A 12,245-nucleotide genomic window follows, 5' to 3' on the forward strand; every position below is an offset into this window, starting at 1 on the left:
AAATAACTTTGCATATATTAATTTTTCCAGATGCGGCATTGGGTTCAGGAAGTCAGGAATTTCATTTACAGTTATCATTTCAGTACAGGATTACGTACTACCATTAGTGTGGTGGTACCGTCTGTAGCGTTTTCCATTATGGGCGACCTCCCCATGGGTATTGTGGTTTCCCTCGGCGCACTGGCTACGGCCCTTTCAGACGTTCCCGGTACTGCACTTCATAAACGGAACGGCATCCTGACCGCCATCGCTTTCATATTCTTCACGGCTGTTGGCACCAGCCTGATAGCGCCTTATCCCATTCTTATGACGGGCTGGATACTCGCCTGTTGCTTTGCCAACGGCATGCTGCTGGTATATGGCAACCGGGGTGGTAATATTGGCATCGCCTGCCTGCTCGTAATGGTGTCTATACTGGGAGAAACGCCCGTTGGTCCTGGTGAGGCCCTTATCCATTGCATCCTTATTTTAGGAGGAAGCGTCTGGTACGGCTTTCTCGCCCTCCTGCTCTGGCAGATCCGCCCATACCTGAGCGTACAACAGATGCTGTCGGAATGTATCATGGAAACCGCCCGCTACCTGGAAGAAAGGGCAGGATTCTATGAAAAGGGAGCAGACAAGCACTTCGATGAGATCTATAAATCGGTACTGGCCCAGCAGGTGGTGGTAAGCGAAAAGCAGGAAGCTGTCCGCGAACTGCTGCTCAAACGCCGTTCCTCACAGCAGGGATCCACCAGTATTAATAAAAGCATGGTGCTCATTTTCCTGGATATTGTAGACCTCCAGGAACAGATCATGGCTTCGCAGACAGACTACCAGGCACTGCATGAAGATTTTAGGGAAACGGAGATCCTGGAGAAATTCCATACCCTCATCCTCCAGTACGCATCCGAGTTACAATTGATCGGAACAGCTGTGGCAGCCGGACAGCGCTCTCTGCCCAAAGCGAACCTCCGGTACGAAATAGAGAAAGTACAGCATGCCATCGCGGATATCCGCAGAACATTGCCAACGTTCAAAGAGCGTACAAAGCTCATCACGCTGACCAACATCCTTCATAATCTTCAGGATATGACACAGCGTATCTACAACCTGCACCGGCTCACCAGGCTGGAAAGGGTAAAAGATGAGATCATTGATCCGCGGATACAGCTGTCCAGTTTCACTACCCGCAACCGCTATGACCTGGAAACCCTGCTGAACAACCTGACCTTCCAGTCGCACATTTTCCGGCATGCCCTGCGTGTGAGTATTGCGGCCGTGACCGGTTACCTGCTGGGACTGGTATTTCACCTGGACAGGGTGTACTGGGTACTGCTCACCATTGTGGTTATCCTGAAGCCGGGCTTCGGCATCAGTAAAACCCGGAGCTATCAGCGTATCATCGGTACCATTACCGGGGCATTATTTGCCGCAGGCGTACTGTTCCTGACCAATAATCCTCCCCTCATATTCATCCTGATGCTGATCTGTATCCTGGGCGCCTATAGTTTTATGACGCAGCAGTATACACTCAGCGTATTTTTTGTAACGCCCTTTGTCATTTTTCTCTTACACTTCCTGCATCCCGCACACCTGCAGAACGCAGAACTGCGCGTACTGGACACGTTTATAGGCGTTAGTATCGCCTTCCTGGCCAGCCTGTTGCTGTGGCCCAGCTGGGAGCATAATTACCTGCCGAACTATATGACAAAAATGGTACAGGATAATGCCCGTTACCTTAACCAGGTAATGCGGCTGTATACCGGACAGGAATTTGTAATGAATGATTATAAACTGGCGAGAAAGGATACCAATGTAAGCGCGGCTAACCTCATGTCAGCCTTTCAGCGGATGCTGTCTGAACCTAAAAGTAAACAGTTACATGGCTCGGAGATCTATCATTTCGTGGTATTAAGCCATTCCATGATGTCGCATATTGCGGCACTGGCTAACTATGGATTGTTACATGGCGTTCATTTCCCCAAGCCGGAATATAAACTGATCAATCAACAGATGCATGAGCACTTTGACTGTATCATAAAACTGCAGGAAGACCCAACATACAAGTCTGCACAGCTGTCTACGAGTCTCGAGGCTTTTGAAACACTGGATGTGGAACTCGAAACACTCTACCAGCGGAGACAGGAAGAGATTAACCAGGGTAAAGGAGATACACCTGTCCGCGATGAAATGCTGGAAACGAAGATGGTCCGCGACCAACTCCATGCCATGTTCTCATTGCTTAAAGATATGAAGAAGACGATCGATAAGACTATTGCTGATAAATAATACCAAACTGGTCGCACAGCGGATCTATATGCTCCAGCAATACATCGAAGAATGCTGGCCCCTGCTGTACATACCAGGGCATAAAGTTCTCCTTTCTTTCCTGTAAAGAGTTTGCGGGGAACAGTCTAACCTTCAGGTTACGGATCTGCTCCGTCTGCCAGCCGAATTTCTTCTTTTCCGCCTTCAGAAACTTATGTTCCAGTTTTCCGATGGATTTTACGGCCCGGGTACGCTCCGCTGCTACAGAAGCCACCAAAGTCACGTCAATCTCCCTGGCTTTCTGTGCCAGTTCGTCAAACAGTTTCTCTACCGCTGCATACTCATCTTTTAATACCAGCGCGGCATTGGTATTTTCCTTTACAAAACGGTTCACCAGCTCCTCTGTATCTTCAAAAAGATCAGTAACCGTCAGTCCGAGCTTCCGCAGGCGTTCCTGTGAAGCACCATCTGTCAGCAGGAAGGAATTACGCAATATCAGCGCAGGGTATGGCACCCTGTAATAAGCAAATAACTGTTGCAGCTCCAGCCAGTAGGCAATCTCCCCACCGCCACCAATGAAAGCAATATTAGGCAGGATCGTTTCCTGCAACATGCCACGCAGTATCACATTAGGACTGAACCTTTCAGGATGTTCCTCCAGCTCTTTCTCCAGGCTGGCGGCAGTAAATTCAACCGGCAGGTGTAATACCTTCCAGATGTCCCCCACCTGCACAATACGTTCACGGGAGGTTTCTGTCAGGTAAAACAGGTTTATTTCCCGGGGATTAGCCTGCACTTTATGATGTTTGGAGAGTTGTTCTATTGTTTCATTGACGATCCGGTAAGAATGCTGATTGAATAATTCATCCCGCATCACAGGTACGAACAGTTTCTTCAGCTTCGGATTGTCCGGTACCAGTACTACCAGTCCGTAACGGCCAAAGAGTTCGTTAACCAGATAGAGTGTGGCCGCCTGGATGTTTGCGTGGCCGAGGTAGGCCTTCTTTAACAACCCGATCAGTTCTTCAGCATATGCGCCATAGCCCAATGCCGCTTTCACCTTTTCGATCAGCTCCTCAAAACCTTCCGGTTGCATGCGTCCCACGGCTCCCTGCTGGTCAGTTGGCCAGGTGATTGTTTTGCCGTCGATATAGACGTGTCCCAGTTCATCCAGGTCAGCATCTTCACTGCCCATGTAATAAACAGGCACGAAATTATACTGTGGATATTGCGACCTGAGCTGATTAGCTAACTTAATGGTTTGCAATATCTTGTAGACGAAGTATAAATAACCGGTGAAGATGTTGGGCTGGTGTGCAGTGGTAACGGTGAAGGTCTGCTGGTCCAGCAGGCTGTTAATATTACTGCGAACACTATCGGTGATGTCCAGTCCTTCGTATTGTTCCTGCAGTGCAGCTACCAGGACGTCCCGCTGTTGTGGGAAAAGCTTTTTTGCCTGTATAACTGCCTCAAAATCAGGATGTACTGGGGAATATTTATAAAAAGGTCGGAGATTAGGATGCTCGGCCAGAAAATCTATTACCAATTGATTGAAATACCCGGTTTTACCATACGGGATATGACTTACAGGTTGCTCCATACGCTAAGCGCTGATTCTTTTGATGCACGAAGGTAGGGAATGAATCACGAATCATCAATTACGAATTACGAATGGTTAAAATATGGAAGGAGCGGAGGAAAAAAAGCATCTGTAATAAGAAATGCCGCGAAGCATCTCCGCGGCATTTCGTTCCTGTATATATCAGATTATCTAGATCACAAATCCATCGGGCAATACCATGCCGTTCTTGATCACCACAATACCATCCTTCACGGCATACAGTTCATGGTCGCCGTCAGGCAACACAGTTCCACCCACATTGATCAGCACATTATTGCCGATACTGCAATTCTTATCTATAATGGCATTATTGATACGGCAGTTATCTCCGATTCCCATTGGCGGATGTCCTTTGGACTGGGCTTTCTCCAGGTCTTCCAGCGTCTGGTAGAAGTCACTTCCCATCACGTAGCTGTTGGTAATAACAGAGTTCCGGCCTATACGGGTCCTGATACCCACCACGCAACGTTCCAGGTGGCTGTCGAGAATGATACTACCATCTGAGATTATAGTATTCTTCAGCGTGCCCGAGATCTTTGCCGGTGGCAGCATGCGTGCACGGGAATAGATGATCTGGGACTCATCGAAGAGGTTGAACTTCGGTATTTCATCTGTCAGGCCAAGATTTGCCTCCCAGAAGGAGCTGATATTACCGATATCTGTCCAGTAGCCTGTATACTGGTAGCTCACTACTTTCATGTCAGCATTGATGGCATAAGGGATCAGCTCCTTACCGAAGTCGGTAGCTGCTTCCTGACCATTCAACAGGTCATACAGCGTCTGACGGCTGAAAATGTATATACCCATGCTGGCCAGGTATATCCTGCCTTCCTGCTGCATCTCCTCGCTTACAGGAGAGGCCCAGGGCGCCAGCACATCCTGTTTGGGTTTTTCTGTGAAGGAAGTGATCAGGGCTTTGTCATCCGTTTTCAGGATACCAAAATCAGAAGCGTCCTTGGCATTCACCGGGATGGTGGCAATGGAAACCTCTGCCTGACTTTCTATATGGTGCTGCAGCATTTCGCGGAAATCCATCTGGTAGAGCTGGTCGCCGGAAAGGATGAGCACATATTCAAATTCGTAGTTGTCGATATGATGAAGGCATTGACGCACGGCATCCGCGGTGCCCTGGTACCAGGTCGGGTTATCGGGCGTTTGTTCTGCAGCGAGGATATCCACGAATGCCTTACTGAAGTGGCTGAAATGGTAGGTATTTTTGATGTGCTTATTCAGTGACGCAGAGTTGAACTGGGTCAGCACGAAAATACGGTTCATATCGGCGTTCAGGCAATTCGAAATGGGAATATCCACGAGGCGGTATTTACCGGCTACCGGCACGGCAGGCTTTGATCGCTTACGCGTAAGGGGATACAAGCGGGTGCCGGATCCGCCGCCTAAGATAAGGGAGATAACTGCGTTAGACATATATTACGATTCTTTGTTTCAGTGTTTGGGTGCTGGTCTCTGTATTACTATTGAGCTGTATAACTGCAGATATTCTTCCGCTGCAGTATCCCATGAGTGGTCAAGCTGCATGATGGTTTCACAGATATCATGCAATTTTTCAGTATCTCCGTACAACTCTACAGCCCGACCTACTGCAAGACAGGCATCCCATGCAGCTGCATGTATAAAGCGGATACCAAATCCCTTAGGATCACCGAAGTCTGTTACAGTATCTTTTAATCCTCCTACACTGCGAACAATGGGGACTGTACCGTATCTCAATGCATACATCTGGTTCAATCCGCATGGTTCCACCCGGCTTGGCATCAGCAAAAAGTCACTGCCTGCGTAAATTCTATGTGACAGTGCTTCATCATATCCAAACTGCACATTAAAATTGGCTTCAGTATATATTCTTGTCTGCTGCAATGACCATTCCACATGTGGATCGCCACTTCCCAACAATAGAAAATTCACTTGTTGTTTCTGCTCATAGATAGACCTGCCAATGATTTCAGGCAAGAGGTCTGCTCCTTTTTCCCCTACGAGACGGCCAATAAAGGATATTAGCGGGAGTTCCGGATCGAGGTTGAATTGCTCACATAATTGTTGCTTTATGTCGCGCTTTCCTTTTACGAATGTTTGCTTATCATAGTGAACTGGTAGCATAGGATCTGTAGCAGGGTCCCAGATCACAGTATCTATACCATTTAATATACCAACAGCTTTACCCCTTTCATAGTTCAGTAAATCCTCCAAACCGTTGGCGCCGGTATATAATTCTTCGAGGTAATTGGGTGACACCGTCGTGAACCGCCATGCACATTTGATAGCGGCGGCAAGCGGATTAATTGCTCCCTCCCAGCCGAGTAATCCGGCTTTCCAGAGATCGAAGCCAGGTAGCTGGTACAACCTGTCCCAGCCAAACTGACCCTGGTATTGGGCATTATGTATCGTTAAAACAGTAGCGATATTTCTTAAACGCTCATACTTGTAAGCGTGGGTCATCATAAATGGGATCAACCCGGTGTGGTGATCATGTACATGCACAACGTCCGGCTGATGCTGCCATTCATTCAGCCAGTCAAGTACAGCTACCTGGAAGGCCAGGAAGCGTTCCGTATCATTGTAATAGCCATACACTCTTTCGGTGTCCAGCAGCCCCGGGATATCGACCATATAAAGATCAAATCCAAGCATATTGGTAACCTCTCTCCAAACATTGAAGTGGTACCAATTATGCCCTAACCAGCAACCGCCCTGGTGGACCAGTTCAAATTCGTGTGTGTGAAAGAAACGGGTATTGTATGCAGGCATCACCACCTTGGCTATATGCCCTGCCTGGAACTGGTACTTAGGCAATGCCCCTACCACATCGGCCAGACCTCCTACTTTTGCTACAGGGTAACACTCCGCGCTAACGTGTAAAATCTCCATGCTAAATGATTATAACTGTTCTTTTAAATTACCTTGTAAAAAGCATATTACAAAGGATTCTCCAAATTTTATTTGGTTGCGCCCATCCTGCAATACACTGCTGATCTAAATCCTGAGTGTGGTGTAATTTAAACCAATCTCTTTATATAACATCACATTTGAACAAGCGTTTTTTTAATCCCCCCGTTACAGTTAGTTTCCTGTTATTGTCCCATTATCCCCTCATATGGGGCCGGCTGGCCCCGAAATGCGGAATACTCCGTATAAAAGCATAATGCATTACCTTCGGAGAAAGATTCACTTCGTTATGGATTTTGGTCGTGTTGATCCGGCTCTGCTGGATGAAATAGATTTCAAACTGCCGGCTGAACCGGCGTTTAATAAAATCGCTCTCAAGGGGAAACCTGTTAAGCAACCAAAGATCTACCTGGGTTGTGCAAAATGGGGCCGTAAGGAATGGATCGGGAAGATCTATCCCAAAGGCACCAAAGAAGCCAACTTCCTGGATGAGTATGTACATCACTACAACAGCATTGAGCTGAATGCTACCCATTACAAGATATATGGCCCCGAAGCCATCGAAAAATGGGATGTCCGCGCCCAGGGAAAGGATTTTAAATTCTGCCCTAAAGTACCGCAGTCTATCAGCCATTACAGCAACCTCATAGATGCCAGCCTCCAGACCACTTCCTTCCTGGAAGGTATCCTCGCCTTTGGCGACCATCTGGGGCCTATCTTTTTGCAGGTCAGCGATAAATATTCCCCTAAAAGAAAGGATAACCTGTTCCGCTACCTGGAAAGCCTGCCAAAAGACCTGCAGTTCTTCCTGGAAGTACGGCATCCGGACTGGTTCAGCGACGCCGCCACAAGAGACGAGCTATTCAACACCCTGCATAAACTCAATGTAGGCGCTATTATTACCGATACCTCAGGCCGGCGGGACTGTGCCCACATGCATATGCCCATTGCCAAAGCCTTTATCCGTTTTGTGGGCAACAGCCTGCATCCCACCGATTACGTCCGTATCGACGACTGGGTGAACCGTATGCACTACTGGCTCCAACAAGGCCTGAAAGAGCTTTATTTCTTCATGCACATGCATGATGAGGCTTATTCTCCCGAACTGACCGTTTACCTGGTGGACAAGTTTAAGGAGGTGTGCGGCATACAATTGCAGAAACCGGAGTTCATCGCCCAGCAGAATTCCCTGTTCTGATGCGGCCAGCACGCGGCACCAAATGGAACTTAATTCGGATTGTAGTTGTGTCCCAACTTTCTAAATATTAATTTTACTCTCTGAAAAGGGAAGTTTAATAATATGCGAGAACAGCTTAGGGACTTGGCCCGTGATCTGACGGGTACACTATATGACGATGACACCATGCGTACCCTATACGCCACCGATGCATCAGCCTACCGTGAAATGCCACTGGCTGTGGCTATTCCGGCAAATGAACAGGATATAAAGACATTGATCGCTTTTGCCCGCGCCAATAAAACCTCACTCATCCCCCGTACTGCTGGTACTTCCCTCGCAGGACAGGTAGTCGGAAACGGGATTATAGTAGATGTTTCAAAAACTTTCACTAAGATACTGGAAATCAATACAGAAGAACATTGGGTAAGGGTACAGCCAGGCGTCATCAGAGACGAGCTGAACATGTTCCTCAAGCCCTATGGCTTCTACTTCGGACCAGAAACCTCCACCGCCAACAGGGCGATGATAGGCGGAATGGTCGGTAATAACTCCTGCGGTTCCAACTCGGTGGTATACGGCAGCACCCGTGAACACCTGCTGGAAGTAAAGGCTATACTCAGTGACGGGTCAGACGTGGTCTTCAATACCATTTCAGCCGACGAGTTCCATGCCCGCTGTGAAAAGAATGACGGCAGCCTGGAAACAACCGTATACCGTCAGGTCCGTACCATGCTGGGCAACCATAGCAACCAGGAAGAGATCCGCAGGGAATTTCCCAAACCCAGCATCACCCGCCGTAACACCGGGTATGCCGTAGACCTGCTGCTGGAAACAGCCCCTTTCACTGCCGGCAAAGAAGACTTTAACTTTTGTAAACTGATCGCAGGTTCTGAAGGTACCCTTGCCTTCCTGACAGAGATCAAAGTAAACATATCACCACTGCCGCCCAAAGAAACCGGGCTGCTCTGCATACATTTCAATAACATCGACGAGTCCCTGCGCGCAAATATTATTGCTATGCAATTTAAACCAAGCGCCAGTGAACTGATTGACCACTACATACTGGAATGTACCAAGGATAACATTGAGCAGAGCAAGAACCGCTTCTTTGTACAGGGTGACCCTGGCGCCATCCTCGTTGTGGAATTCTGCCGGGATACCCGGGAAGCCATTACGGAAGTCGCCGACCGGCTTATTGCGGAATTACAGGCGGCCGGACTGGGGTATCACTTCCCCCTGCTGTTCGGTGAGGACACCAAAAAGATATGGACACTGCGTAAAGCCGGCCTGGGACTACTGAGTAACCTGCCTGGCGACGAAAAAGCCGTTCCTGTCATCGAGGATACCGCTATCGATATCGATGACCTCCCGGCTTATATCCGCGATTTCAACGATATCCTGAAGCAATATGGCCTCTACGCCGTCCATTATGCACATGCCGGTAGCGGCGAAATTCACCTCCGTCCTATCATCAACCTGAAAACGGAAGAAGGTAATCTCCTGTTCAGGAAGATCGCGGAAGAAATAGCCACCCTGGTAAAGAAATATAAAGGCTCCCTCAGTGGAGAACATGGCGACGGCCGTCTGCGTGGTGAATTCATCCGCCAGATGATCGGTGAGAAAAACTATACCCTCTTACGTGAGCTGAAATACACCTGGGACCCCGAGAATATCTTCAATCCAAATAAGATCGTTGATACCCCCAGCATGAACAGCATGCTGCGGTATGAACCCGGACAGAAAGTTCCTCAGCTGAAGACCGTATTCCACTTCCCGCAACAGACCGTTCTCCAGCATGCGGAACAATGTAATGGCTCCGGCGACTGCCGTAAAACAGAAAAAAGCGGTGGTACCATGTGCCCCAGCTACATGGCTACCCGCAATGAAAAAGACACTACCCGTGCCAGGGCGAACATCCTCCGGGAATTCCTGACGCATTCCAATAAAGAGAACCGTTTCGATCATAAAGAGATCTATGAAGTACTGGACCTCTGCCTGGCTTGTAAAGGCTGTAAGTCAGAATGTCCTTCTAACGTAGATATGGCCAAACTGAAAATGGAGTTCCTCCAGCATTATCACGATGCCAATGGTGTTCCGTTCAGGGCAAAACTGATCAGCAATTTCAACCGCATGAATGGCCTGGCCGCTATAGCGCCGGGTATTTATAACTGGATGGTGAATACGCCGCTTACCGGTAACCTGATTAAGAAAACTTCCGGCTTTGCACAGAAACGCTCCCTGCCGGAACTGCAATCCACTACGCTCAGAAGCTGGTTCAAAAAACAGTGGCCCCGTGAAAAGACGCCGCTATCTGCCGTTAAGAAAAAGGTATACCTGTTCTGCGATGAATTTACCAATTTCAACGACACGCATATCGGTATTAAGGCCGTTAAACTGTTGCACCGCCTGGGCTATGATGTAGAAATGATCGAACATCCTGAAAGCGCCCGCGCCTGGATGTCAAAAGGATTGCTGCGTAAGGCCCGCAACTTCGCAGAGGAAAACGTACGCATCTTCAGTGAGATCATTAATAACGATGTGCCATTACTGGGCGTAGAGCCTTCAGCCATCCTCAGCTTCCGGGACGAATATCCTGACCTGGTAAGGGAAGAACTGAGAGAAAAGGCTAAGAAACTTTCTCCGGATGTATTCCTGATAGATGAATTCCTGAGTAAAGAAGCTGCTGCCGGCAATCTCCCTGCCACGCTCTTTACCAGTGAGAAAAAGCAGATCAAACTGCATGGTCACTGTCAGCAGAAGGCATTGTCCACCCCACTGCACAGTAAAAATATCCTGTCACTGCCCGCTAACTATTCCGTGGAGATCATTCCTTCCGGCTGTTGCGGTATGGCCGGTTCTTTTGGATATGAGAAAGAGCATTATGACCTTTCTATGCAGATCGGTGAGCTGGTATTATTCCCGGCGGTGCGTAATGCAGCGGAGGAAACGATCATTGCAGCCCCCGGCACCAGCTGCAGGCACCAGGTAAAAGACGGCACCGGCCGTAAATCCATGCACCCGGTGGAGATCCTGTATGATGCATTAGTATAACAGCACTTTGTTACAACATAAAAGGCAGACCCATCACAGGTCTGCCTTTCCGTTTTTAAACACAAATGGCAATTTATAACCTGATTGTAACAGGTAAATATTTTGCTATAAGATCCTCATAGTATGGCTTTAATTCGCTTATTACAGGAGGTTTAGGACTCTTTGAATAGAGGTCGTACGGATTGAATTTCTTCACCCATTCAAACATTTCATAGTCATGCTCATTCATCAGATGCGCGTAGGCGTCCTCACGATGCTGTGCGTAGAAAGAGTGATAACGGATCATGTATAACGCCGGTTCAGGCAGATAATCCTTCATCATCTGGTAAAGATATTCGTCATGTCCCCATGACATGTCCACTTGATTCAGTCCGCAGTTGGGGCTATATACCCCGTATTTGGTATTATAACGTTCATCCTTTGCATCAGGATTGTCGGCAAAGAATTCAGGATATACTATTTTATCGGAGTGCTGGCAGCCTACCGGGAAGGTATCTCCCACTACGGCCCATTGCGGTTCCCCAAAAAGGCAAAGCACCTTGCCCATATCATGGATGAAGCCGGTCAGTACGAACCAGTCAGGATGACCGTCGGCCCTGATCGCTTCCGCCGTCTGCAACAGGTGTTGTAACTGATCCAGTTCAATGTCCGGATCAGAATCGTCCACGAGGGTGTTCAGGAACTCCATTGCACCCCAAACCGGCATTTCCTTTCTGCTGAAAGCCAGGAACTCTTTCTTCTTCTCCTGCACGAAATCGTAAGTCTGATATTTATGATTCAGGCGGTAGAACTCGCGCACGGTGTCCCTGCCCGGATTGTCATAATTCCTGTATTCCTCTTTGGATCTGGCCGTTTCTGCAACCCCTGGCTCGGGATAGCGCAATACCACATCATCTTCCCATTGTTCTATACTCTGCAATGGATTTAATTCTTCACCAGAAAAGTTGTTTGCATTCATAATTCGTGGATAATTGAAATGTTGGAGAATAGATCGTCTGCACTTCTAATTTACATATTTCAATCGATTTCCACAAATAATATATGCGGGTAAATATGCTCTCAGGTGGATGACCATTGTGGCCTCCGGAGAGGGTCTGTATTCGGTATGTATTCGGTAGAGATCCGGTGGAGACCATAGCCTACAGGCTCCTTACTATAGCTTTACAGGCACTGTTCTATAGCGTTCGCTATAGAACAGCAGGTGTAATGCATGACTATAGCGCCTATAGCTAGGGCGTCGCA

General features: G+C 48.1%; 7 protein-coding genes. 3 read left to right on the plus strand and 4 right to left on the minus strand.

Annotated features, from left to right (window positions below; all coding sequences use genetic code 11):
- Positions 1-30 precede the first annotated feature (30 nt).
- Positions 31-2,271: an FUSC family membrane protein gene (locus F3I09_RS18145; RefSeq protein ID WP_149696453.1), complete on the plus strand. Its 2,241-nt coding sequence runs from the start codon at positions 31-33 to the stop codon at positions 2,269-2,271.
- Here the strand turns inward: F3I09_RS18145 and bshC are convergent.
- From bshC to F3I09_RS18160, 3 genes are all read right to left on the minus strand, one after another.
- Positions 2,255-3,850 carry a bacillithiol biosynthesis cysteine-adding enzyme BshC gene (gene bshC / locus F3I09_RS18150; RefSeq protein WP_149696454.1) on the minus strand — a complete coding sequence of 532 codons (1,596 nt, stop codon included), beginning with the start codon at positions 3,848-3,850 and terminating at the stop codon, positions 2,255-2,257. The genes F3I09_RS18145 and bshC overlap by 17 nt on opposite strands.
- Before the next feature lie 171 nt (positions 3,851-4,021).
- Positions 4,022-5,296, minus strand: a complete 1,275-nt coding sequence (locus F3I09_RS18155) for a glucose-1-phosphate adenylyltransferase (RefSeq protein WP_149696455.1) — start codon at positions 5,294-5,296, stop codon at positions 4,022-4,024.
- Between the two features lie 18 nt (positions 5,297-5,314).
- A complete protein-coding gene (locus F3I09_RS18160; RefSeq protein ID WP_149696456.1) occupies positions 5,315-6,754 on the minus strand; it encodes a glycogen synthase in 1,440 nt (479 codons plus the stop codon).
- A 307-nt stretch (positions 6,755-7,061) separates the two neighbouring features.
- Between F3I09_RS18160 and F3I09_RS18165 the strand changes: the two genes are divergently transcribed.
- On the plus strand, positions 7,062-7,970 hold the full coding sequence (locus F3I09_RS18165) for a DUF72 domain-containing protein (RefSeq protein ID WP_149696457.1): 909 nt from the start codon (positions 7,062-7,064) through the stop codon (positions 7,968-7,970).
- 102 nt (positions 7,971-8,072) lie between these two features.
- Positions 8,073-11,003: an FAD-binding and (Fe-S)-binding domain-containing protein gene (locus F3I09_RS18170; RefSeq protein ID WP_149696458.1), complete on the plus strand. Its 2,931-nt coding sequence runs from the start codon at positions 8,073-8,075 to the stop codon at positions 11,001-11,003.
- 73 nt (positions 11,004-11,076) lie between these two features.
- On the opposite strand, the gene F3I09_RS18175 is transcribed toward F3I09_RS18170, so the two are convergent.
- Complete coding sequence (locus F3I09_RS18175) at positions 11,077-11,961, minus strand: inositol oxygenase family protein (RefSeq protein ID WP_149696459.1); 885 nt, start codon at positions 11,959-11,961, stop codon at positions 11,077-11,079.
- Positions 11,962-12,245: the final 284 nt, after the last annotated feature.

The organism is Chitinophaga sp. CF418 (assembly GCF_900142925.1).
Classification (GTDB): Bacteria; Bacteroidota; Bacteroidia; order Chitinophagales; family Chitinophagaceae; genus Chitinophaga.

What these genes read in the sequence shown, in the direction of transcription:
- F3I09_RS18145 (WP_149696453.1), top strand. Translation starts at nt 31, where the DNA reads ATGCGGCATTGGGTTCAGGAAGTCAGGAATTTCATTTACAGTTATCAT.
- bshC (WP_149696454.1), bottom strand. Translation starts at nt 3,850, where the DNA reads ATGGAGCAACCTGTAAGTCATATCCCGTATGGTAAAACCGGGTATTTC.
- F3I09_RS18155 (WP_149696455.1), bottom strand. Translation starts at nt 5,296, where the DNA reads ATGTCTAACGCAGTTATCTCCCTTATCTTAGGCGGCGGATCCGGCACC.
- F3I09_RS18160 (WP_149696456.1), bottom strand. Translation starts at nt 6,754, where the DNA reads ATGGAGATTTTACACGTTAGCGCGGAGTGTTACCCTGTAGCAAAAGTA.
- F3I09_RS18165 (WP_149696457.1), top strand. Translation starts at nt 7,062, where the DNA reads ATGGATTTTGGTCGTGTTGATCCGGCTCTGCTGGATGAAATAGATTTC.
- F3I09_RS18170 (WP_149696458.1), top strand. Translation starts at nt 8,073, where the DNA reads ATGCGAGAACAGCTTAGGGACTTGGCCCGTGATCTGACGGGTACACTA.
- F3I09_RS18175 (WP_149696459.1), bottom strand. Translation starts at nt 11,961, where the DNA reads ATGAATGCAAACAACTTTTCTGGTGAAGAATTAAATCCATTGCAGAGT.